The following is a 22,390-nucleotide window of genomic DNA, read 5'->3' as shown; positions in this document are numbered from 1 at the left end:
GATGGTCGCATGTGCCGCGCGCGGTCAACGATTTTCTAAAACGACCGTGTCGCGGCCGCTCACTAGGATGGACGACATGGTGGGAACAGCCGAGAACGACCGTCTCGTATGGATCGATTGCGAGATGACGGGGCTGGATCTCAGCGTCGACGAGCTCGTCGAGGTGGCGGTCATCGTCACCGACTACGAACTCCGGCCGCTCGACCCGGGCTTCCAGCTCGTCATCCAGCCCAGCGAGGCCGCCCGCGCGAACATGGGCGACTTCGTCACCGCGATGCACGAGACCTCGGGCCTGATGTCCGAACTCGACTCGGGCGCGCCCCTCGCCGACGCCGAAGCGGCAGTGCTCGAGTACATCCAGCGCTTCGTGCCGGAAGGCAAGGCCGCCCTCGCGGGCAACACGATCGGCACCGACCGGATGTTCCTCGCGAAGTACATGCCCCGGGTGGACTCCTGGCTGCACTATCGGAACGTCGACGTCTCCAGCATCAAGGAGCTGTCGCGACGGTGGTTCCCCCGCGCGTACTTCCAGGCGCCGGCCAAGGACGGCGGGCACCGTGCGCTGGCCGACATCCGGGAGTCGATTCGCGAGCTCGCCTACTACCGCTCCGCGGTGTTCGTGCCCGCGCCCGGCCCCACCAGCGACGAGGCCCGAGCAGCCGCCGAGGCCGCCGTGTCGTCGTATGCCCCATCCGTGTAATACAATCGTCTGGTTGCCCGGTTTCACCGGGAGACATGGTGGCTATAGCTCAGTTGGTAGAGCACCGCGTTGTGGTCGCGGGGGTCGCGGGTTCAAGTCCCGTTAGCCACCCCACGTAAACACCCCGGTCCGGGAGTGCAGATGATCGAGATGGATGTCGAGGAGTTCGAGCTCCTCGTGACCGCCGAACTCGATCGCCTCCCCGACGACATGGTCGACGGACTCGACAACGTCATCTTCGTCGTGGAAGACCGCCCGGAAGACGGCAGTCTCGACCTGCTCGGCCTCTACGACGGTTACGCCCTCACCGAGCGCGACCGCTACGGGCAGGGCGAGCTGCCGGACCGGATCATCGTGTACCGCGAGCCGCACCTGCACGCCTGCGATGATGTCGCGAGCCTGAGCGACGAGATCCACACCACCCTCGTCCATGAGATCGCCCACTTCTACGGCATTGACGATGACCGCCTGCACGAGCTCGGATGGGCGTGATGAGCACCGCCCTTCCCGACCTCGACCGCGAGACCGATCTCCGCGCCGCCCCCGACGAACCGTGGCAGACCGTCGTGTGGAACGATCCCGTGAACCTCATGTCGTACGTCGTCCATGTCTTCCGGACCTACTTCGGATACTCGCGCGATCGCGCGACGCAGCTCATGCTCGCCGTCCATCACGACGGGCACGCGATCGTCGCCGAGGGGCCGCGCGAGGCGATGGAGGCCCACACCCGCGCGATGCACGAGTTCGGCCTCTGGGCGACCGTGCGGCGAGCCGGCGCATGACCGCCTCCGTCGCGTTCGCGCTGCCCCCAGCCGAGGCGGATTATCTCCAGGAGCTGGTCGACCAGTACCTCGAGCTGGTCACCGCGCCCGACGATCCCCGCGACCCTGCCGCCAAGCGCCTCTCCCCCGACGCGTACCCCGACGATGCGGATGCCGCGGCGGAGTTCCGCGCGCTCACTCGAGACGATGTCGCGGCGACGCGCGCCTCCGACGCGCGTCTCGTGCTCGCCACGCTCACGAGAGCTGCACAGGGCCGCTCGGTCGATCCGGCATCCGGCGATGGGCTCACACTCGGTCCGCAGGAGCAGACCGCGTGGCTTCGGACGCTCGCCGGCCTCCGGCTCGTGCTGGCGGAGCGCATCGGCATCAGCGACGAGAGCATCATGCCGGTGGGTGACCCGCGCTTCGACGTCTACGAGTGGCTGGGATACCGGCAGGAGATGCTGCTGCAGGCACTCGACGTCTGATCAGACGAGTTCGACGACGTGCGTCGCGAGACCTCGAGGATCGTTTCGAGCGATATGGTCCTCCTCCTGCGCGGCCCAGCGATCCCAATGCGGACGGTACGCCTCACCGTCGCGGGCCAGGGCACGCCGCTTGCGCAGCTCGCTCGGGGCGTCCAACCAGATACTGACCGTCGCGAAGGCTGCGGCCGCGGCGGTCAGCGCTCCGCTGCCTTCGAGGAGGATCGTCTCGTCGGCGGCGACGACCCGTTCGGGTCCGTAGCGGTCGGCCGTCCAATCCCACTGCTGCCAGCGCGCCGTAGCGCCCGTGCGACGAGGGGCGAGCACACGCGCGACGGCGTACTCGGCGCCCGCCGCGAGGCCGTCCCAGCCGGGATACAGCTCGTCGAGTGCCACCAGCTGCGGCGTTCGCGGGCCGCTCCACTGCCGCTGCAGCTCGCGCGCGAGCGTGGACTTTCCCGCGCCGCTGCGCCCGTCGATGATCACGACATCGCCCGGCGAGGTTTCGCCGAGCACGGTACGGATGAGCGCCGCAGTGGTCAGACGCGCGGCGACCCTACTTCTTGAGGGCGCGGATGACACGGCTGAGAGCGCGTCCCACGACCCAGACGAACGGGATGCCGACGGCGACGAGAGAGACGAGGTTCGGCTCGAATCGCAGATCGTCGCCCTTGCGCACGTACGCCCCGACGGGGATGGCATAACCGCCGCCACCGCCACCGCTGTTCCCCTCGTCGTCCTCGCCGGCCCCGAAGCCGCTCCACGTCAGCGCGACGGGGATGAGCCTGATGCCGTCGACATCCTGCTGTTCGCCGTAGACGCTGGTGACGCCGAGGTTCGCGGTCTGCTTGCCGAGTTCGAGTGCGAGGTTGGGCATGGACCCACCGTACCCTTCTCCGGGCGCCGCGGTACAGGTGTCAGTGTTCGTGGCCGGGGCGTGGATTGGTCGGCATGGCGCCGACGTCTCGGCGGGGTCCGAGCACGCTCGCTCGCGTCACCGCGCCCCGGCCGAAACGGGCCCGGGCTCCGTCGAGCGCATCGTCGACGCGCCGCCACTCCTCGTCGTCGTCCCAGAGCGTCAGGCCGCCGGTGCCGTCCGGACGCAGCTTCTCCGCGCGGACGCCGATGAGCCTCACCGGTTGCGACAGCTCGACCGTCGAGAGCAGCTCGATCGCCGCCGACCCGATGCGCTGCCCGACATTGGTCGCCAAGGGCAGGGTCTGCGAGCGGGAGTACGTCGAGAAGTCGCTCAGGCGGACCTTGATCGATACGGTCCCGGCCTCCCAGCCACCCGCACGCAGTCGCGCACCGACGCGGTCGGCCAGACGCCTCAGCTCGGACCGGAGCACCGTGAGGTCGGAGACGTCGCGCGAGAAGGTCTCCTCGTGCGAGACGCTCTTCTCCGCGCGCTCGGTCTGCACCTGGCGCGCGTCGTGTCCGCGCGAGAGGTGCCAGACGCGCTCACCCATGGCCGGCCCGAGCGCTCGATCGAGGACGGGCCTCGGAGTGTCCCAGACGTCGGCGACCGTCCGGATGCCGCGGGTGAGGAGCGCCTCGGCCGCCTTCGGTCCGACGCCCCACAACGCGCCGACCGGCCGGCCGCCGAGGAAGCGGAGCGTCTGGTGCTCGGCGACGACGAGCAGACCGTCGGGCTTGGAGATCGTCGACGCCATCTTCGCGACGTGCTTGGTCGCCGCGACCCCGACGCTGCACGTGAGGCCGGTCTCGCTCAGCACGCGGGCGCGGATGAGCTGCGCGATCTCGCGTGGACTCCCCCAGAGCCGACGAGCACCGCTCACGTCGAGAAACGCCTCGTCGATCGACAGCGGCTCGACCAACGGCGTGATCGATCGGAAGATCTCCATCACGCGCTGCGAGAGCTCGGCGTAGCGCTCGAACGCCGTCGGGACCACGATCGCCTGCGGGCACAGTTGCAGGGCGCGTGCAACCGGCATCGCCGACCGGACGCCGAAGCGCCTCGCTTCGTACGAGGCGCTCGACACGACGCCCCGGCGCTCGACGCCGCCGACGATGATCGGCTTTCCCGCGAGCGACGGATCATCCAGCACCGCGACGGCCGCGTAGAAGGCGTCCATGTCGACATGGAGGATTCGCGTGCCCGCGTCGTCCGCATCCGGCGGCGACACGATGCGTCCTGTCCCGTCGCCTCGTCCCATGCCTCTATTCTCGCCTCTGCCGCGGACACCGGAGCGGTCGTCCGACGACGAGGCGGCGCCGCCGGCCCTCGTCGCGCGAGGATGCCGGCGGCGCCGCCTGTGGTGCGCGCAGTGGCGCCGCCTACTGCGCCGCGCGCTCGAGGATCAGCTCGCGCACGCGCGCCGCGTCGGCCTGCCCCTTCATGGACTTCATGACCGCGCCGATCACCGCTCCCGCGGCCTGCACCTTTCCGTCCTTGATCTTCGCCAGGACGTCGGGCTGGGCGGCGAGGGCGTCGTCGATCGCGGCGATCAGCGCGCCGTCGTCGGACACGACGGCCAGGCCGCGCGAATCCACGACCTCCTGCGGCGACCCTTCGCCGTCGATCACGCCTTCGAGCACCTGACGCGCCAGCTTGTCGGTCAGCGTGCCGGCATCCACGAGCTTCTGGAGCGCAGCCACGTCGGCGGGCGAGACCAGTGCCTGCGGCTCGGCGCCAAGCGCGTTCGCGACGCGGGTGATCTCGCCGGTCCACCACTTGCGCGCCGAGGTCGGCGACGCCCCTGCTGCGACCGTCGCATCGACCTCAGCGAGCAGACCGCCGTTGACGACGTCCTGGAACTCGAGGTCGGTGAAGCCCCATTCGCCCTGCAGCCGGCGCCGCCGAGCGGCCGGCGGCTCGGGAAGGGCCGCGCGGAGCTCCTCGATCAGCTCGGGCGACGGCGCGACCGGCAGCAGATCGGGCTCGGGGAAGTACCGGTAGTCGTCGGCGTCCGACTTCGGACGACCCGGCGAGGTCGTCCCGGTGTCCTCGTGCCAGTGCCGGGTCTCCTGCGTGATGGTTCCACCCTCGGCCAGGATGGCGGCCTGACGCTGGATCTCGTAGCGCACCGCGCGCTCGACGGAGCGCATCGAGTTGACGTTCTTCGTCTCGGTACGCGTGCCGAGCTTGTGCTGACCCCGAGGACGAAGCGACACGTTCGCGTCGCAGCGCAGGTTGCCGCGCTCGAGGCGCGCCTCCGAGATGCCCAGGCCGATGACGATGTCGCGAATGGTGCGGACGTAGGCTTTCGCGATCTCCGGCGCACGGTGCTCGGCGCCGAAGATCGGCTTGGTCACGATCTCGACGAGCGGCACTCCTGCCCGGTTGTAGTCGACCAGCGAGAACTCGGCGCCCTGGATACGGCCGGCCGCGCCACCCATGTGGGTGAGCTTGCCGGCATCCTCCTCCATGTGCGCACGCTCGATGTCGACGGTCACGGTCGTGCCGTCGGAGAGCTCCACCTCGACCGCGCCCTCGAACGCGATCGGTTCGTCGTACTGTGAGATCTGGTAGTTCTTGCCGAGATCCGGGTAGAAGTAGTTCTTCCGCGCGAAGCGGCTCGACGGCGCGATCGAGCAGCCGAGCGCGAGGCCCAGGCTGATCGATGACCGGATAGCCGTCTCGTTGACGACCGGCAGCGCCCCGGGCAGGCCCATGTCGACGGGCGCGACGAGCGTGTTCGGAGCAGCGCCGTGGTTGTCGGGGTGAGCCGGGTTCGCGGCCGGCGAGAACATCTTCGTGCGCGTGTTGAGCTCGACGTGCACCTCGAAGCCGAGCACGGGCTCGAAGAGCTCCAGCGCCTTGTCGAAGTCCATCAGTGCGACCTTGGCAGCCATCAGCGTGCCCCTCCCAGGATCGGTGCGCGGTCGAGCAGGGGGCCGCCCCAGCTGTCGACGAGCAGGGTCTCGAGCGCGGCGCCCACACGGTACAGCTGTGCGTCCTGGCGCGCAGGAGCGATGAACTGGATGCCGACCGGCAGCCCGTCGTCATCCGACAGTCCCGACGGGATGGAGATCCCCGGGACTCCGGCGAGGTTGACGGGAATGGTCGTCACGTCGTTCAGGTACATCTGCAGCGGATCGTCGATCTGCTCGCCGAGCCGGAACGCGGTGGTGGGCGCGGACGGAGTAGCGATGACGTCGACCTGCGCGAAGGCCTCGTCGAAGTCGCGCTGGATGAGCGTCCGCACCTTCTGGGCGCTGCCGTAGTAGGCGTCGTAGTAGCCCGCCGACAAAGCGTAGGTGCCGAGGATGATGCGGCGCTTGACCTCGTCGCCGAAGCCGGCTTCGCGGGTCGCGGACATGACGTCCTCGACGGTGCCGCCGGGCACGTCGACGCGAAGTCCGAAGCGCACCGAGTCGAACTTCGCGAGGTTGCTCGACGCCTCGGCCGGGAGGATCAGGTAGTACGCCGCGACCCCGTACTCGAAGTGCGGTGCGCTGATCTCGACGATCTCGGCGCCCTGCGCCTCCATCGCTGCCAGCGACGCGCGGAACGACGCGCTGACGCCGGGCTGGAAGCCGACATCGGCGAGCTCGCGGATGACGCCGACCTTGAGTCCGCGCAGCACATCCCCGCGCGCGCCTTCGCGCGCTGCAGCGGCGAAGGAGGGCCACCGGTCCGCGAGCGACGTCGAGTCGTGCGGGTCGTGGCCGCCGATGACGTCGTGCAGCAGAGCCGAGTCGAGAACGGTGCGGGAGACAGGACCGACCTGGTCGAGGCTCGAGGCGAGGGCGATGGAACCGTAGCGGCTCACGCCGCCGTACGTCGGCTTGACTCCGACCGTGCCCGTCACGTGCGCGGGCTGGCGGATCGAACCGCCGGTGTCGGAACCGAGGGCGAGCGGCGCCTCGAACGCGGCGACAGCGGCGGCGGAACCGCCGCCGGAGCCGCCGGGGATGCGGTCGAGGTCCCACGGGTTGCGGGTCGGTCCATACGCGGAGTGCTCCGTCGAGGAGCCCATCGCGAACTCGTCCATGTTCGTCTTGCCGAGCGGGACCAGTCCCGCGGCGCGGGCGCGGGAGACGACTGTCGCGTCGTACGGCGACATGAAGCCCTCGAGGATCTTCGACCCGCTCGTCGACGGCATGTCCGTGGTGACCAGGACGTCCTTGATCGCGAGGGGGACGCCCGCCAGCTCACCGAGCTCCTCACCGGCAGCACGGCGAGCGTCGATCTCGCCCGCCACCTCCAGGGCGTGGTCGGAGACGTGCAGGAACGCATGCACGTCTCCATCGACCGCCGCGATGCGGTCGAGGTGCGCCTGCGTCACCTCGACACTGCTGACGCTGCCGTCGGCCAGGCGCGCGGCGAGCTCGGCCGCACTGAGACGGATCATGTCGCTCACTGCTCCTCCCCCAGGATCGCGGTCACGCGGAAGCGGTCGTCAGCGCGTTCGGGCGCGTTCCGGAGCACCTGCTCGACCGAGAGCATCTCGCCGGGGACGTCCTCGCGGAAGACGTTCTCCAGAGCGATCGGGTGGCTCGTCGCCGGGACATCCGGCGTCGCCACCTCCGACACCTTCGCGATGTTGTCGACGATCGCGTCGAGCTGTCCCGTGAGACGCTCGACCTCCTCGTCGTTCAGCTGGATCCGGGCGAGCACGCCGAGGTGGCGCACGAGATCGGGGGTGATTTCAGACACCCCACGATTCTAGTTGGGGGCCGATCGCCCGCGAGACCCGTAGGGTGTCAGCGTGACGACCTACGACCCGCCACGTCCCTGGATCGCCAGCTACGCCGACGGGGTGCCGGAGGATCTCCCGCCCATCGAGGGCTCGCTCGTCGACATCGTCGCGACGTCCGCACGGGAGCATCCCGACGCCCCGGCCCTGGAGTTCTTCGGCCGCACGGTCTCGTACCAGCAGCTGCAGGACCGGATCGAACGAGCGGCGGCGTACCTGCGGGATGCCGGAGTGCGCCGCGGCGACCGGGTGGCGATCGTTCTGCCCAACTGCCCGCAGCACATCGTGGCCTTCTACGCCGTTCTGCGTCTGGGAGCCGTCGTCATCGAGCACAACCCGCTCTACACGGCACGTGAGATGCGCAAGCAGTTCGAGGACCACGGCGCAAAGGTCGCCATCGTCTGGAGCAAGCTCGTGTCGGTGCTGCTCGACTTCCCCGACGATCTGGCGCTCAACGCCGTGATCGCCGTCGACATCACCACGGCTATGCCGTTCCACATGCGCGCGGCGCTGCGCCTGCCCATCGCCAAGGCGCGGGAGTCGCGCGAGGCGCTCACCTCTCCCGTGCCCCGCAATCGCGTGCACGGATTCTGGTCGGATGCCGAGCGCCACGATCCCCTGCCGGCAAGCCACGTGGGTCCGACCACGGGCGATCTCGCGCTCATCCAGTACACGAGCGGCACGACCGGCAACCCCAAGGGAGCAGCGCTCACGCATCGCAACCTCCTGGCGAACGCCGCCCAGGCGCAGGCCTGGACTCCGACGATCCAGCGAGGCGCGGGCTGCGTCGTCTACGCGGTGCTGCCCATGTTCCACGCTTACGGCCTGACCCTGTGCCTCACATTCGCGATGTCGATGGGTGCGCGGCTCGTCCTCTTCCCGAAGTTCGATCCGGCACTCGTGCTCGCGGTACACAAGCGCCATCCGGCCACTCTCCTGCCCCTGGTGCCGCCCATCGCCGAGCGCCTGCTCGGGGCGGCCGATGCCGCGGGAGTGTCGCTCGCGGGAACGCAGGTCGCGATCTCCGGCGCGATGGCCCTCCCTCACGAGCTCGTGGTCCCGTTCGAAGCATCGACGGGCGGATACCTCGTCGAGGGATACGGGCTGTCGGAATGCTCCCCCGTCCTGATGGCCAATCCCGTGGCCGAGAACCGAGTCCCCGGCACCGTCGGCCTGCCGCTTCCGGGCACGGAGTGCCGCGTCGTGGACCCGGACGAACCGACGCGCGACGTCGAGCCGGGCGGGCGGGGCGAACTGCTGGTCCGCGGCCCCCAGGTGTTCACCGGCTACTACGGCAAGCCCGAGGAGACGGAGAAGGTCTTCGTCGACGGCTGGTTCCGCACGGGCGACATCGTGACCATCGACGAGGCAGGCTTCGTGCGGATCGTCGACCGGATCAAGGAACTCATCATCACCGGCGGCTTCAACGTCGCCCCGACCGAGGTCGAGATCGCGCTGCGTCAGCACCCGCAGATCGCCGATGCCGCCGTCGTCGGCCTCCCCAGCGAGCACTCCGGCGAGGAAGTGGTGGCCGCGGTGGTCGCCGCCCCGGGGGCGACGATCGACGAGGCCGACGTGAAGGATTTCTGCCGCGGCATCCTGACGCCCTACAAGGTGCCGCGCCGGGTGGTCGTCGTCGACGAGCTCCCGAAGTCGATGATCGGCAAGGTGCTGCGCCGCCAGGTCCGCGATCGGCTCCTCGCGGGCTGATCCCGGACCTCCGCTCAGGCGCGGAAGGTCCCCGGCACGCGATGCGTCCAACCGGGGAACGACACCACCTCCCCGGCCGTGAGGTCCGACCCGGCCCGCACGCGCGCCACGACGTCGTCGATGAGAGGCCCGCGTTCGCGTCATTCAGCCCGAAGACGAGCACCTCGGGGTGACCGAGCCCGAACAGCCCGATCGAGGAAGCGAAGCTCGGCTGACGGCGCGGCGGCGCTCCCGGTCAAGCCAGGCGATCTCCTGCGGGGTGAGCTGATCTGACAAGCGGCCTCCGCGAGATCGCCGTCACTGTAGGTCGGGCCGCGGACACCCGCGCTGAGTCATCCCTGTTCAGGAATCGAGGGCGTCCGGTCCCTGCTCGACGAGGATGCGGAACTGCGCGGCATCGATGATCCGCACGCCGAGCTGCTCGGCCTTCGCGAGTTTGGATCCTGCGCCCGGCCCCGCCGCGACGAAGTCGGTCTTCTTCGAGACGGACGACCCGGCTTTGCCGCCGGCGGCGAGGATGGCCTCCTGTGCACCTTCGCGGGTGTATCCCTCGAGTGATCCCGTCGCCACGACGGTGATGCCCTCGAGGACTCCGCCCTCGACGACGGCCGCGCCGGGCCCGGGGTGCCCCGGCACTTCGAGCCGCGCACCGGCCGCTTCCCACCGTTCCACGATCTCGCGGTGCCAGTCGACCTCGAACCAATCGATCAGAGAGTCCGCGATGATGCCGCCCACGCCCTCGACGGCCGCCAGCTCGTCCCGCGTCGCGGCGCGGATCGCTGCGATCGAGCCGAACCACTGCGCGAGGGCGCGCGCCGCCACCGGACCGACGTGGCGGATGCTGAGCGCGACGAGGAATCGCCAGAGCTCCTTGGTCTTGGCCTTCTCGAGTTCGTCGAGGAGCTTGAGTGCCTGCGCGGACGGTTGCGGGCCGGTCAGTCCCTCCTTCTTCTCGGCGCCCGAAGGGTTGCGCCGGAACGGAGCGCGCCGCACGGGCTCGCCCGTCTTGTCGTCGACGCGCGGCTCACCCGTCTCAGAGTCACGGACGATGACCTCGATCGGGACGAGCTGTTCGAGAGTCAACTCGAACAGCGCAGCCTCGGTGACCAGCGGCGGGGTGGCCTCGCCCAGCGGTTGCGTGAGGGCTGCTGCCGTGACCTCGCCGAGTGCCTCGATGTCGAGGGCGCCACGAGACCCGACGTGCTCGACGCGACCACGCACCTGCGCCGGGCAGGAGCGCGCGTTCGGACAGCGGAGGTCGATGTCGCCCTCTTTGGCGGGGCGCAGGGGCGAGCCGCACTCGGGGCAATTCGTGGGCATGACGAACGCGCGCTCGGTCCCGTCGCGCAGCTCGACCACGGGTCCGAGCACCTCCGGGATGACGTCGCCCGCCTTCCGCAGCACGACGGTGTCGCCGATGAGAACGCCCTTGGCCCGGACGACGTCCTGATTGTGCAACGTCGCCTGCCGTACGACGCTGCCCGCGACGCGGGCCGGTGCCATGACGGCGAAGGGCGTGGCCCGGCCGGTACGGCCGACCGACACGACGATGTCGAGAAGCTTGGTGTTGACCTGTTCCGGCGGGTACTTGTACGCGATCGCCCACCGGGGTGCGCGGCTGGTCGCCCCCAGCTCGTCGTGCAGCGCCAGTTCGTCGATCTTGACGACGACACCGTCGAGCTCGTGCTCGACGCTATGGCGGTTCTCGCCGTAGTGCGCGACGTAGCCGAGGACACCCTCGATGCTCTCGTGGGTCTGCGAGTGCGGGCTGATGGGCAGACCCCACTCGGCCAGCAGCGCGTAGATCTCACTCTGCGACGACACCGGCGGGTTCTGCCACGCGCCGATGCCGTGCACGTAGAGCCGGAGCGAACGGACGCGGGCCTCGGACGCTTCGAGCTCGAGGCCCGTCTTCTTGTCGAGCTGCTGGCGCAGCCCCCCGCTCGCGGCGTTGCGAGGGTTCGCGAAGGCCGGGAATCGGCGCTCGGCACTGATGCGGGCGCGCTCCTCGTCGAACGCGCGGGAGCGGGACCGCGCCTCCTCGACCACACGATCGCGCATCTCGGCCTGGAGCGCGTTGAGCTGGGTGAACTCGGCGACGGGGATGAAGATCTCGCCGCGCACCTCGACGATCGCCGGGTGCCCGTCTCCTGCTAGTCGCTCCGGGATGCCGCTCACGCGGAGCGCGTTGACGGTGACGTCCTCGCCGACCCGCCCGTCGCCTCGCGTCGCGGCAGATGTCAGCACGCCGCGCTCGTAGCGCAGGCTGATCGCGAGTCCGTCGATCTTGAGCTCCGAGAGCCAGCGCACCGGGCGCCCCGCCGACGCCGCTGCTTTGACGCACCAATCTGTCAGCTCTTCGGGTGAGAAGACGTTGTCGAGGCTCAGCATGCGCTCGGCGTGCGTCACGGGCGCGAACAGCGTCGACTCGGCGGCGCCGACCGTCTGGGTGGGCGAGTCCTGCGACTGCAGTTGGGGATGCAGCCTCTCGAGCTCGTCGAGACGGCGCATCCACGCGTCGTACGTCGCATCGTCGACGACCTCGGCATCGCGACCGTAGTACGCGTCGCGTGCCGCGGTGATCCGCTCGATCAGGTCACGCGATTCTGCGCGTGCCTCGTCGAGGGTGATCTCGGGGAGTTCTCCGTCTGCCACCTCGTCAGTCTAGGCAGGGGGTACGACGCGCTGGACGGGGTTCCCGTGGCGCGGTTCGATGCGGTACGTGAACGAGCCGCGGTACCGGAAGATCTCGCCCACGAGACACGCCGACACCCTGACGTCCACCCATTGCACGGCGGCATCCGCGGGGTCGGCCGTCTCGACGACCGTGACCCTCGCCACGGTCGGAAGCGGCAGCCGCAGGGCGCCGCAGCGCACGGCGAGAGCCACGGACCGCAACCGCATGCCGGTGGAACCGGCCTCGGCACGCAGACGTACCTCCAACCCGCCGCGAGGGCCGAGGCGGTCGATGATCTCCCCCGACCTCGGACTGGTCATCGTGTCCACCATCCGGCGTCGTGCGCCGGCGAAGAAGAAGTCGCGCTCCCCACGGAGCGTGCCGTCGCGCTGGGGCGTGTTCGTGATCGCGAACGGTACGTCGGTGCCCGCCTCCCGGAACATCACGCCGCGCCGCGCGAACAGGCTCATCAGCGGCCGCAGCCAGTGGGGCCCGCGATAGCCCGCCTCGTCGTAGACACCCCGGCCACGCCCCACGCTCCCGGCGGGTACCGGGCCGAAGTAGGTGCGCAGCACGGAGGGCAGGCTCAGGAGATCCGCTCCGAGCGCTCGCTCGTACATCGAGCGCGGGTCCTCGGGTGCCGCCGCATTCCTGCTGAACATGTTCAAAAACTACTACGATGGCGTCATGATCGACACCCCACGCCGCGCCGTCGTCTCCGGCGCCTCCGGATTCATCGGCACCGCGGTCGTCGAGGCTCTGACCACCGACGGCTACACGGTCGACACGATCGGCCGTACCGCGGAGACCACGTGGGAGGACACCGGCGCCATCGAACGGCTGGTGGACGGCGCAGACCTCCTGGTCAACCTCGCGGGCAGATCGGTGGACTGCCGCTACACCGACCACAACCGCGACGAGATCCTGCGCTCCCGCGTGGCGACGACGCAGACCCTCTCGGACGCCGTCCGCCGCGCCGCACTCCCCCCGCGGCTGTGGATCAACGCGTCGACGGCGACGATCTACCGTCATTCGGTCGACCGCCCGAACTCCGAATCCGCCGGGGAGCTCGGAACCGGGTTCTCGGTCGATGTCGCGCGGGCCTGGGAGGCCGCGTTCTTCGCCGAGGATCTTCCCGGAACACGCCGCGTCGCCCTCCGAATGGCCATCGTGGTCGGCGCGGGACCCGCCACCGCCATGTTGCTGACGCTCGCGCGCCTGGGACTCGGTGGCCCACAGATCGACGGTCCGATCATCCCGCACCGTCGCTATCGCGGCATCGGCGATCACCCGACCGGGAGCACCGCACCCTGGTATCGCACGCGTGGGCGACAGCGTTTCAGCTGGGTGCACATCGACGACGTCGTGGGCTCGCTCCGGTGGATCGACGCGCACGAGGACCTCCAGGGCGTCGTCAACGTCGCCAGTCCGCACGCGTCGGACAACCGCACGCTCATGCGAGAGCTGCGCTCGATCGTCGGGATGCCCTTCGGCATCCCCTCCTGGAGGTGGATGCTCGAACCCGCCATGTGGCTTCTGCGCACCGAACCGGAACTGGTGTTGAAGAGCCGCTGGATCGTCCCCGAGCGCCTCGTCGACGCGGGGTATCGGTTCCGCTACACCGCGCTGGGCGACGCGCTCGGAGACGCCGCCGACTCCATCACGCGTCGACCGGGACGGCCGAGACGGTCCGGTCGATCGTGAACTGTCCGAGCACGCGCGATCCCTCATAGATCACGGCCGTCTGCCCCGGAGCCACACCGTCGAACGGCGTGTCGGGGATGACCACGATCTCGTTCTCGGTGATCTCGGCCCGCGCCGGGACCGGGTCGGCGTGCGCACGGATCTGTGCGTCACAGGCGAAGACCCGCTCGGACGGAGCCCGCCCTGCCCACGTGAACCGGCCGCCCGCGATCTCGGCGGTCGCCAGCGCCTCCTTCGGCCCCACCACGACGCGGTTGTCGACCGGCCGCACCTCGAGAACGAAACGCGGCTTGCCATCCGGCGCCGGAACTCCCAGCTGCAGCCCCCGGCGCTGACCCACGGTGAACGCGTGAGCGCCCTCGTGGCGCCCGACAACGGCTCCCGTGCGATCGACGATCTCGCCGGCCTCCGCCCCGACCTTCTCGGCGAGCCACCCGCGGGTGTCGCCGTCGGGGATGAAGCAGATGTCATGACTGTCGGGCTTCTGCGCCACCGTCAGACCGCGCTCGGCCGCCTCGGCGCGCACCTCCGCCTTCGAGGGCGTCGACCCGAGCGGGAAGTACGTGTGGGCGAGCTGCTCCGCGGTGAGCACGCCGAGCACATACGACTGATCCTTCGCGGCATCCGACGCGCGATGCAGCTCGCGCCCCTCGGGACCGTCGACCAGGAGAGCGTAGTGACCGGTGCACACCGCATCGAAGCCGAGCTCGATCGCGCGTTCGAGCAGCGCCGCGAACTTGATCTTCTCGTTGCATCGCATGCACGGGTTCGGCGTCCGGCCGGCGCGGTACTCCGAGACGAAGTCGTCGATGACATCGTCACGGAATCGCTCGGAGAAGTCCCAGACGTAGAAGGGGATGCCGAGCAGATCCGCGGCACGGCGCGCATCCATCGCGTCCTCGATCGTGCAGCAGCCGCGGCTGCCGGCGCGCAGGGTGCCGCCTGCGCGCGAGAGGGCGAGGTGCACGCCCACGACGTCGTGTCCGGCGTCGACGGCTCGGGCCGCGGCGACCGCCGAATCGACGCCGCCGCTCATCGCAGCCAGTACTCGCATCGCTCCATTCTACGGGCGGCTCGCACGCCCGGCTCGGGCGGCGACCGCACGCCGGTGGACGTCGGGAAGGGCGGCCAGGAAGGCGTCGACATCCGCCTCTGTGCTCGTGCGACCGAGGGTCAGACGCAGCACGGCCCGCGCGTCGTCCGCCTCACGTCCCAGCGCGAGCACGACGTGCGACGGCTCGGTGACGCCCGCCTGGCACGCCGACCCCGTGGACACCGCGATCCCGACGGTGTCGAAGAGGAACAGCAGCGTCTCGCCGATCGTGCCCGGAAAGAGCACGTGCACGTTCCCCGGCAGCCGGTCGTGACGGTCGCCCAGGATCTCGGCCGAGGGGACGAGCGAGCGGATGCCCACGATGAGGCGCTCACGGAGGCCCTCGAGCCGGACGGCCTCGTGGACGCGCTCGGCCTCGGCGATCCCGAGCGCCGCGGCGAACGCCGCCGCTCCGGCAACGTCCTGCGTGCCGGCGCGAAGCCCCCGCTGCTGCCCGCCCCCGTGGGCGAGGGGCGTCAGCTGCGCGTGGCGCGATACGACCAGCGCGCCGGTGCCCACGGGAGCGCCGACCTTGTGGCCGGACACGGACATCGTCACCAGGCCATGCGACGCAGAGCCCCCACCCCGCCAGGCGGCGAAGTGGAGGGGGATGCTGCCGAGGGCCGCGACCGCGTCCAGGTGCAACGGCACCGCCGCGTCGCGCGCCGCCCGGGCCAGAGCGGCCGCGTCGTTGCGCGTCCCCACCTCGTTGTTGGCGACGAGTGCGGTCGCCAGCGCGGCCCCGGACAGCGCCGCGGCGAACACCGCGGGATCGATGCGGCCGACGCGATCGAGGCCGACGGGGCGCACCGCGGCGCCCCAGCGCGACGCGAGCCACGCGACGGCGTCGATCGTCGCGTGGTGCTCGCCGTCGGGCAGCACGATCGGCCCCGTGGCGGGACCGTCGGCGGCGAGCCAGAGGCCCTTGACGGCCAGATTGATCGCCTCGGTCCCGCCCGATGTGAAGACGACCTCGATCGGCTCGCACCCGAGCGCTGCGGCGACGGCATCCCGCGCGTCCTCCAGGAGGCGACGAGCAGCTTGACCCGCACCGTGCACCGACGAGGCGTTGCCGAGGGTCTCGTGCGCCGAGAGCCAGGCGTCGCGCGCTTCCGGCCGGAGCGCGGTCGTCGCAGCGTGATCGAGATAGACGACCATCCCACCTCCTCGGGCGTTCATCGTCGCTCATTACTGTAGAACGCATGCCCGACAGCACCCGCCCGGCCGGACTGCACGACCCCCGCCTCACCGGCCTCGGCGTGACCCTCCACGATGACGGCGGCACCATCCGCGTCTGGTCCGAGCGGGCGACGTCGATCGACGTCGTGCTGTTCGACGACGACGACCTCGACTGGGCCGTGGACGAGCGGCCGCTCTCGCCCGTCGGCGGGGGCGTCTGGGAGGCCGAGATCGAGACGCTGCGCGCCGGCGTCCGGTACGCCCTGCGGGTCGACGGACCCCACGGACCGGGCGACGTCTTCAACCCGCAGACCCTGCTGCTCGACCCCTACGGGCGGGGCATCGTCTCCGGAGCTCCGGGCGATCATCGCTCGGTCGTCGTCGATCCCGCATTCGATTGGGGCGGGATCCGCAAGCCCCGCGTGCCGCGCGACCGGACGGTCATCTACGAGGCCCACGTGAAGGGCCTCACCAAGCGGCATCCCGACATCCCGCCGGCGCTGCACGGCACCTATGCCGGTCTCGGTCACCCCGCCATGATCGACCACTTCCTCTCACTCGGCGTGACGAGCGTCGAACTGCTGCCGATCCACGCATTCGAGAGCGAGCCGCGTCTCCTCGCTCTCGGGCTGACCAACTACTGGGGCTACAACACCCTCGGATACTTCGCGCCGCACGCCGCGTATGCGACCCAGGACGCCCGCCGCAGCGGCCCTACCGCCGTCCTGAAAGAGTTGAAGCGCACGGTGCGGGCGCTCCACGCGGCCGGCATCGAGGTCATCCTGGACGTCGTCTACAACCACACCGCCGAACTGGAGCTGGGCGGGCCGCGCTCGAGCTTCCGGGGAATCGACAATCGTGCCTATTACCGGCAGCACGACGACGGCGCGTACATCGACGTGACCGGTTGCGGCAACGCGGTCGACACATCGACGGACGCCGCCGCTCGGCTCGTCCTCGACTCGCTGCGGTACTGGAGCGAGGAGGTGCAGATCGACGGGTTCCGCTTCGACCTCGCCGTCACGCTCGGTCGGAACGCCCAGCACGTGTTCGACCCCCAGCATCCGTTGTTGCGCGCGATCGCCGAAGACCCCGTGCTGGGCGAAGACAAGATCATCGCCGAGCCCTGGGATGTCGGACTCGGCGGATGGCACACCGGCGGCTTCGGCGACGGATGGCAGGAGTGGAACGACCGGTACCGCGACGGCGTCCGCAACTTCTGGCTCAGCGACATCGACTATCTGCGACGCGCCGGCACCTCGCCGGCGGGCTTGGGAGGTCTCGCCACCCACCTCGCCGGCTCCGCGCCCTTGTTCGGCGCGGAGCGCGGTCCGCTGGCCGGGGTGAACTTCATCACGGCGCACGACGGCTTCACGCTGCGCGACCTCGTGTCGTATGACGTCAAGCACAACGACGCCAACGGCGAGGAGGGCAGAGACGGCGCCGAGACGAACCGGTCGTTCAACCACGGCGCGGAGGGCGAGACCTCGCTCGATCACATCGTTGCCGCGCGACGCCGCGCCATGCGCAACCTCGTGGGAACCCTGCTGCTGTCGGCCGGGGTGCCGATGCTGACGGCGGGTGACGAGATGGGCCGCACCCAGCTCGGCAACAACAACGCCTACTGCCACGACAGCTCCCTGACCTGGCTCGACTGGCAGCTCGCGGACTGGCAGGTCGACCTCCTCGCCCACGTGGGGGCGTTGACCCGGCTGCGCGCGGAGAACCCCGCGCTCCGTCCGGTGCGATACGCGGACCCGGACGACGAGGTGCCCGAGGCGTCGGTCATGCACTGGTTCGACGCTCAGGGAGAGCCGATGACGGAGGCGAGGTGGACCGATCCAGAGCAGCGCACCCTGCAGTACGTCGCGACCTCGACGCCGGCCCACGAACCCGGCAACCGCGTGCTGCTGGTCATCCACGGGCGGGAGGATGACGCCGAGGTCGTGCTGCCCGCCGTCGGATCGGCATCGTCGTTCCTGGCGCTGTGGTCGAGCGCCGACGAGCGACCGCTCGAGAACGGTGCTCGATTCGCCCCGGGCGACCGTCTGGCCGTGTCCGGACCGACGCTGCTTTTGCTCAGAGCCGAGTGAGGCGCAAGCCCGTTTTTCGAACTCGCGCACCGCGATAGGTTCGAGCCGTGGCATCAACGACGCGCACGACCTCACCCGCCCCGTTCCGCAGCACCGCCGAGATCCCCCGCCGGACCGTCGAGCCGCTCCCGTCTGCCGGCGACACGGTCACCGGACGCATCCCGCTCCAGCGACCGGCCCCCTCGGTTCCCGGCGACCGGTTCCGCCCCTCGGCCTTCAGCGGCGAAGCCGTGCCGTTCCGCGTCACGGCGTTCCGCGAAGGCCACGACTCGATCGGCGTGCATCTGCGACTGTTCTCGCCCGATGGGCGAGAGTCGTTGCACCGCCTGACTCCCCTCAACGACGGGTTCGACCGATGGTCCGTCCTCATCGCCCCTCTCGCGGAAGGCGTGTGGCGGTTCCGCTACGAAGCGTTCGGCGACGACTTCGCCACGTGGCAGCACGCGGCCGCCATCAAGATCGCGGCCGGTGTCGACGTCGCCCTCATGCGAGAAGCCGGGGCTGTGCTGCTCTCGCGCGCCGCCGCTGACAAGACCCGTCCCGCGGCCGAGCGTCGCCTCCTCGACAAGGCCGTCGTGCGACTCCGGGATGCCGCCGCCGATGCGGTCGATGCGCTCGCGGTCGTCCGCAGCGCCGATCTCGCGAACATCTTCGCCGACCGCCCGGTGCAGTCCCTCGTCACCGTCGGCGACGAGCACGAGCTGCTCGTCGAGCGCGAGCGCGCCGGAGTCGGCGCCTGGTACGAGTTCTTCCCGCGGTCGGAGGGCGCCGAGCGGCTCCCCGACGGTACCGTGCGCAGCGGCACCTTCGTCACCGCACGCGACCGGTTGCTCGCGGTCGCCGCGATGGGATTCGACGTCCTCTACCTCCCCCCGATCCACCCGATCGGGCGCACCCACCGCAAGGGCCCCAACAACACCCTGACGGCCGGTCCCGGCGACCCCGGGTCGCCCTGGGCCATCGGCGGCCCCGAGGGCGGTCACGACGCCGTGCATCCCGACCTGGGGACGCTCGAGGACTTCCGCGGCTTCCTCGCCGCGGCCTCCGAAGCCGGTCTGGAGGTCGCGCTCGACCTCGCGCTGCAGGCTTCCCCCGACCACCCCTGGGTCGCCGAGCACCCCGAGTGGTTCACGACCCTCCCCGACGGATCGATCGCGTACGCCGAGAACCCGCCGAAGAAGTACCAGGACATCTACCCGGTCAACTTCGACAACGACCCCGCGGGCATCCGCGCCGAGGTCCTGCGCGTCGTCCGGCACTGGATCGCCCAGGGCGTTCGGATCTTCCGCGTCGACAACCCGCACACCAAGCCGCTGCAGTTCTGGGAGTGGCTCATCGCGACCATCGCAGACGAGACCCCCGGGGTCGTCTTCCTCGCGGAGGCGTTCACCCGCCCCGCTCCCATGCAGGGCCTCGCGATGTCCGGATTCCAGCAGAGCTACTCGTACTTCACCTGGCGGAACACCAAGGAGGAGCTCGAGGAGTTCCTCACCTCCGTGGCTCACGACACGGCGGACTTCATGCGCCCGAACCTCTTCGTGAACACCCCCGACATCCTCACGGAGTACCTGCAGTACGGCGGACGCCCCGCCTACAAGATCCGCGCCGCCATCGCCGCGACCGCCGGCGCCTCGTACGGGGTGTACGCGGGATACGAACTCGTCGAGAACGTCGCCCGGCCCGGCTCGGAAGAGAACATCGACAACGAGAAGTACGAGTACAAGTTCCGCGACTGGGCGGATGCCGAAGCGCGCGGCGAATCGCTCGCGCCGTTCCTCACCCGCCTGAACGAGATCCGCCGGGCCCATCCTGCACTACGGCAGCTGCGAAACCTCTCGTTCCACTGGTCCGACGACGACGCCGTGGTGGTCTTCTCGAAGCACCTGCCCGCCGCGCTGACGGCCGACGGTGCGGCCGACACGATCCTGGTCGTCGTCAACGTCGATCCTCACTCCGCGCGCGAGACGACCGTGCATCTCGACACCTCGGTCTGGGGCGTCGCGCCGGGCGATGAGTACGAGGTGGAAGACCTGCTCACCGGATCAGTCTGGACCTGGAACGACCACAACTATGTGCGCCTCGACGCCTTCGTCGAACCCGTGCACATCCTCCACGTGAAGGAACGCCGATGAACGCCCCCGCAGACCACGTCCTCGACTCGGTCGCCACCGGCTCGTACCACGCGCCGCACGATGTCCTCGGCGCCCATCAGGCGGCCGACGGCTGGGTGATCCGCGTCCGGCGTCCCCTTGCGCGCACGGTCACGGCCGTGTTCGCGAATCAGCCGGAGGCGTCGTTCCGCCACCTCCGCGGCGGAGTGTGGGAGGCGGCCCTCGACGCACGCCCCGAGGCCTATCGCGTGGTCGCGACCTACGACGACGCGCCGGCGTGGGTGGCCGACGACCCGTACCGTCACCTCCCGACTATCGGCGAGCTCGATCTGCACCTCATCCGCGAGGGCCGTCACGAGGAGCTGTGGCGAGTGCTCGGCGCCCATGTGCGTCTGCACAACGGCGTCCCCGGCGTCTCGTTCACGGTCTGGGCGCCCAACGCACGCGCAGTCCGCGTGATCGGAGACTTCAACGGCTGGGACGGCCAGGGCCACGCGCTGCGATCGATGGGAGACTCCGGCGTCTGGGAGCTCTTTGTTCCGGGACTGCCGGCCGGCACGGTCTACAAGTTCCAGATCCTGACCGATGACGGCGCGTGGATCGACAAGGCCGACCCGATGGCGCGGCAGTCGGAGGTCCCTCCCGCGACGGCCTCGATCGTCGCTGAGAGCGCATACGAGTGGGAGGATGCCGCGTGGCTTGAGCGCCGCGGCACCTCGACGCCCATCTCGCAGCCGATGTCCGTCTACGAGGTGCATCTAGGCTCCTGGCGGTCCGGCCTCGGCTACCGCGAGGCGGCCGATCAGCTCATCGACTACGTCCGCGCGCAGGGCTTCACCCATGTCGAGTTCCTCCCGCTGGCCGAGCATCCGTTCGGCGGCTCGTGGGGGTACCAGGTCTCGGGTTACTACTCCCCGACCAGCCGCTTCGGGTCGCCGGACGACCTGCGCTACCTCATCGACCGGCTGCACCAGGCGGACATCGGCGTCATCATGGACTGGGTCCCGGGCCACTTCCCGAAGGACGCCTTCGCCCTCGCGCGCTTCGACGGCCAGCCGCTCTACGAGCACCCGGATCCGCGCCGCGGCGAGCACCGCGACTGGGGAACGCTGATCTTCGACTACGGCCGCAACGAGGTGCGGAACTTCCTGGTCGCGAACGCGCTCTACTGGTTCGAGGAGTTCCACGTCGACGGCCTCCGGGTCGATGCGGTCGCCTCCATGCTCTACCTCGACTACTCGCGCGAGGAGGGCCAGTGGGAGCCGAACGTCCACGGCGGGCGCGAGAACCTCGAGGCGATCTCGTTCCTCCAAGAGGTCAATGCGACGGCCTACAAGCGCTATCCCGGCATCGCTATGATCGCCGAGGAATCCACGAGCTTCCCGGGCGTGACTGCTCCCACCGAGTGGGGCGGCCTCGGCTTCGGGTTCAAGTGGAACATGGGCTGGATGAACGACTCGCTCCAGTACATCAAGCGGGACCCGATGTATCGCGGGCACCACGAGGGCGAGCTGTCGTTCTCGTTCGTCTACGCCTTCAGCGAGAACTTCGTCCTGCCGATCAGCCACGACGAGGTCGTGCACGGGAAGGGCAGCCTGTTCACGCGCATGCCCGGCGATCACTGGCAGAAGCTCGCCAACATGCGCGCCTACCTGGCGTACATGTGGGGCCACCCGGGAAAGCAGCTGCTGTTCATGGGGCAGGAGTTCGGGCAGATGTCGGAATGGTCCGAGTCGCGCGAGCTCGACTGGTGGATGCTCGACCAGCCGGCCCATCGCGGCCTGCACGCGTTCGTCGCGGACATGAACCGCACCTACCGCGAGCAGTCGGCCCTGTGGTCACGCGATTCGGACGGCGAGGCCTTCTCTCGCCTGGGTGCGCCGAACTGGAACCCCAACGTCATGGCGTTCGCGCGCCGCGACCACCACGGGAACACCGTGGCCGTGATCTGCAACTTCTCGGGAGTCCCGCTGCACGACTACACGCTCGAGCTGCCCGCGGACGGCGCGTGGCGCGAGGTCCTCAACAGTGACGCCGAGGAGTACGGCGGCTCGGGTGTCGGCAACTTCGGAACCGTGCACGCGTCCGACGGACGCGCGACGATGGTCATTCCGCCACTCGGTGTGCTGTGGCTGCACCACGCCTCCGAAGAGGTGCCCGCAGTCTCGGAGAGCTGACACCAACGCGGCGGGCCCGGGGCATGTCACGATGGTG

General features: G+C 69.9%; 19 protein-coding genes and 1 tRNA gene. 10 read left to right on the top strand and 10 right to left on the bottom strand.

Annotated features, from left to right (window positions below; translation table 11 throughout):
* The first annotated feature begins 76 nt into the window (after positions 1-76).
* The 5 genes from orn (at position 77) to C1N74_RS07850 (ending at position 1,949) form a co-directional block, all read left to right on the top strand.
* Positions 77-700 (top strand): oligoribonuclease, encoded by a 624-nt coding sequence (gene orn, locus C1N74_RS07870; protein WP_137750314.1) that lies wholly within the window; start codon positions 77-79, stop codon positions 698-700.
* A gap of 38 nt (positions 701-738) precedes the next feature.
* Positions 739-814: transfer RNA gene (locus C1N74_RS07865), tRNA-His, on the top strand.
* Between the two features lie 27 nt (positions 815-841).
* On the top strand, positions 842-1,192 hold the full coding sequence (locus C1N74_RS07860) for a metallopeptidase family protein (RefSeq protein ID WP_064956615.1): 351 nt from the start codon (positions 842-844) through the stop codon (positions 1,190-1,192).
* The gene (gene clpS, locus C1N74_RS07855) at positions 1,183-1,482 is read left to right on the top strand and encodes an ATP-dependent Clp protease adapter ClpS (protein WP_064956616.1); all 300 of its coding nucleotides are present in this window, start codon (positions 1,183-1,185) and stop codon (positions 1,480-1,482) included. The genes C1N74_RS07860 and clpS overlap by 10 nt, the downstream gene beginning before the upstream one ends.
* Positions 1,479-1,949 (top strand): DUF2017 family protein, encoded by a 471-nt coding sequence (locus tag C1N74_RS07850; RefSeq protein WP_137750313.1) that lies wholly within the window; start codon positions 1,479-1,481, stop codon positions 1,947-1,949. Before clpS ends, C1N74_RS07850 begins: the two co-directional genes overlap by 4 nt.
* On the opposite strand, the gene C1N74_RS07845 is transcribed toward C1N74_RS07850, so the two are convergent.
* The 6 genes from C1N74_RS07845 to gatC all read right to left on the bottom strand — a co-directional run bounded on the left by C1N74_RS07845 (position 1,950) and on the right by gatC (position 7,569).
* The gene (locus C1N74_RS07845) at positions 1,950-2,528 is read right to left on the bottom strand and encodes a hypothetical protein (protein ID WP_258318025.1); all 579 of its coding nucleotides are present in this window, start codon (positions 2,526-2,528) and stop codon (positions 1,950-1,952) included.
* Entirely contained in the window at positions 2,503-2,823 is a 321-nt protein-coding gene (locus tag C1N74_RS16635; protein ID WP_023950908.1) for a hypothetical protein, read from the bottom strand. The genes C1N74_RS07845 and C1N74_RS16635 overlap by 26 nt, the downstream gene beginning before the upstream one ends.
* 40 nt (positions 2,824-2,863) lie before the next feature.
* Positions 2,864-4,123, bottom strand: a complete 1,260-nt coding sequence (gene dinB, locus C1N74_RS07840; protein WP_071918138.1) for a DNA polymerase IV — start codon at positions 4,121-4,123, stop codon at positions 2,864-2,866.
* Between the two features lie 121 nt (positions 4,124-4,244).
* A complete protein-coding gene (gene gatB, locus C1N74_RS07835; RefSeq protein WP_137750311.1) occupies positions 4,245-5,762 on the bottom strand; it encodes an Asp-tRNA(Asn)/Glu-tRNA(Gln) amidotransferase subunit GatB in 1,518 nt (505 codons plus the stop codon).
* A complete protein-coding gene (gatA, locus tag C1N74_RS07830; protein WP_137750310.1) occupies positions 5,762-7,273 on the bottom strand; it encodes an Asp-tRNA(Asn)/Glu-tRNA(Gln) amidotransferase subunit GatA in 1,512 nt (503 codons plus the stop codon). Before gatA ends, gatB begins: the two co-directional genes overlap by 1 nt.
* Positions 7,270-7,569: an Asp-tRNA(Asn)/Glu-tRNA(Gln) amidotransferase subunit GatC gene (gene gatC, locus C1N74_RS07825; RefSeq protein ID WP_064956622.1), complete on the bottom strand. Its 300-nt coding sequence runs from the start codon at positions 7,567-7,569 to the stop codon at positions 7,270-7,272. The genes gatA and gatC overlap by 4 nt, the downstream gene beginning before the upstream one ends.
* Before the next feature lie 52 nt (positions 7,570-7,621).
* On the opposite strand from gatC, the gene C1N74_RS07820 reads away from it, so the two are divergent.
* Positions 7,622-9,319 (top strand): long-chain-fatty-acid--CoA ligase, encoded by a 1,698-nt coding sequence (locus tag C1N74_RS07820; RefSeq protein ID WP_137750309.1) that lies wholly within the window; start codon positions 7,622-7,624, stop codon positions 9,317-9,319.
* 342 nt (positions 9,320-9,661) lie between these two features.
* On the opposite strand, the gene ligA is transcribed toward C1N74_RS07820, so the two are convergent.
* A complete protein-coding gene (gene ligA, locus C1N74_RS07815; RefSeq protein WP_137750308.1) occupies positions 9,662-11,974 on the bottom strand; it encodes an NAD-dependent DNA ligase LigA in 2,313 nt (770 codons plus the stop codon).
* A 9-nt stretch (positions 11,975-11,983) separates the two neighbouring features.
* Complete coding sequence (locus tag C1N74_RS07810; protein ID WP_137750307.1) at positions 11,984-12,658, bottom strand: DUF4166 domain-containing protein; 675 nt, start codon at positions 12,656-12,658, stop codon at positions 11,984-11,986.
* A 25-nt stretch (positions 12,659-12,683) separates the two neighbouring features.
* On the opposite strand from C1N74_RS07810, the gene C1N74_RS07805 reads away from it, so the two are divergent.
* Positions 12,684-13,700 (top strand): epimerase, encoded by a 1,017-nt coding sequence (locus C1N74_RS07805; RefSeq protein ID WP_071918141.1) that lies wholly within the window; start codon positions 12,684-12,686, stop codon positions 13,698-13,700.
* Here the strand turns inward: C1N74_RS07805 and mnmA are convergent.
* A complete protein-coding gene (mnmA, locus tag C1N74_RS07800; RefSeq protein WP_023950924.1) occupies positions 13,657-14,754 on the bottom strand; it encodes a tRNA 2-thiouridine(34) synthase MnmA in 1,098 nt (365 codons plus the stop codon). The genes C1N74_RS07805 and mnmA overlap by 44 nt on opposite strands.
* Positions 14,755-14,763: 9 nt before the next feature.
* Positions 14,764-15,951 carry a cysteine desulfurase family protein gene (locus C1N74_RS07795; RefSeq protein ID WP_137750305.1) on the bottom strand — a complete coding sequence of 396 codons (1,188 nt, stop codon included), beginning with the start codon at positions 15,949-15,951 and terminating at the stop codon, positions 14,764-14,766.
* A 44-nt stretch (positions 15,952-15,995) separates the two neighbouring features.
* On the opposite strand from C1N74_RS07795, the gene glgX reads away from it, so the two are divergent.
* From glgX to glgB, 3 genes are read left to right on the top strand one after another with little or no spacing between them, the layout of a single operon-like run.
* Positions 15,996-18,065, top strand: coding sequence for a glycogen debranching protein GlgX (glgX, locus tag C1N74_RS07790; RefSeq protein WP_137750304.1), 2,070 nt, complete (start codon positions 15,996-15,998; stop codon positions 18,063-18,065).
* Between the two features lie 47 nt (positions 18,066-18,112).
* Positions 18,113-20,197 (top strand): alpha-1,4-glucan--maltose-1-phosphate maltosyltransferase, encoded by a 2,085-nt coding sequence (locus C1N74_RS07785; RefSeq protein WP_137750303.1) that lies wholly within the window; start codon positions 18,113-18,115, stop codon positions 20,195-20,197.
* On the top strand, positions 20,194-22,353 hold the full coding sequence (glgB, locus tag C1N74_RS07780) for a 1,4-alpha-glucan branching protein GlgB (protein WP_064956629.1): 2,160 nt from the start codon (positions 20,194-20,196) through the stop codon (positions 22,351-22,353). Before C1N74_RS07785 ends, glgB begins: the two co-directional genes overlap by 4 nt.
* Positions 22,354-22,390 lie beyond the last annotated feature (37 nt).

Source organism: Microbacterium sp. SGAir0570 (assembly GCF_005491085.2).
Classification (GTDB): domain Bacteria; phylum Actinomycetota; class Actinomycetes; order Actinomycetales; family Microbacteriaceae; genus Microbacterium; species Microbacterium arborescens.
This window is presented reverse-complemented; position numbering and strand designations above follow the sequence as displayed.

Coding starts and splice junctions, on each gene's coding strand:
- C1N74_RS16635 (WP_023950908.1), bottom strand. CDS start 2,823: ATGCCCAACCTCGCACTCGAACTCGGCAAGCAGACCGCGAACCTCGGC.
- glgX (WP_137750304.1), top strand. CDS start 15,996: ATGCCCGACAGCACCCGCCCGGCCGGACTGCACGACCCCCGCCTCACC.
- C1N74_RS07805 (WP_071918141.1), top strand. CDS start 12,684: ATGATCGACACCCCACGCCGCGCCGTCGTCTCCGGCGCCTCCGGATTC.
- glgB (WP_064956629.1), top strand. CDS start 20,194: ATGAACGCCCCCGCAGACCACGTCCTCGACTCGGTCGCCACCGGCTCG.
- dinB (WP_071918138.1), bottom strand. CDS start 4,123: ATGGGACGAGGCGACGGGACAGGACGCATCGTGTCGCCGCCGGATGCG.
- C1N74_RS07795 (WP_137750305.1), bottom strand. CDS start 15,951: ATGGTCGTCTATCTCGATCACGCTGCGACGACCGCGCTCCGGCCGGAA.
- orn (WP_137750314.1), top strand. CDS start 77: ATGGTGGGAACAGCCGAGAACGACCGTCTCGTATGGATCGATTGCGAG.
- gatB (WP_137750311.1), bottom strand. CDS start 5,762: ATGGCTGCCAAGGTCGCACTGATGGACTTCGACAAGGCGCTGGAGCTC.
- clpS (WP_064956616.1), top strand. CDS start 1,183: ATGGGCGTGATGAGCACCGCCCTTCCCGACCTCGACCGCGAGACCGAT.
- C1N74_RS07860 (WP_064956615.1), top strand. CDS start 842: ATGATCGAGATGGATGTCGAGGAGTTCGAGCTCCTCGTGACCGCCGAA.
- C1N74_RS07810 (WP_137750307.1), bottom strand. CDS start 12,658: ATGTTCAGCAGGAATGCGGCGGCACCCGAGGACCCGCGCTCGATGTAC.
- C1N74_RS07850 (WP_137750313.1), top strand. CDS start 1,479: ATGACCGCCTCCGTCGCGTTCGCGCTGCCCCCAGCCGAGGCGGATTAT.
- mnmA (WP_023950924.1), bottom strand. CDS start 14,754: ATGCGAGTACTGGCTGCGATGAGCGGCGGCGTCGATTCGGCGGTCGCC.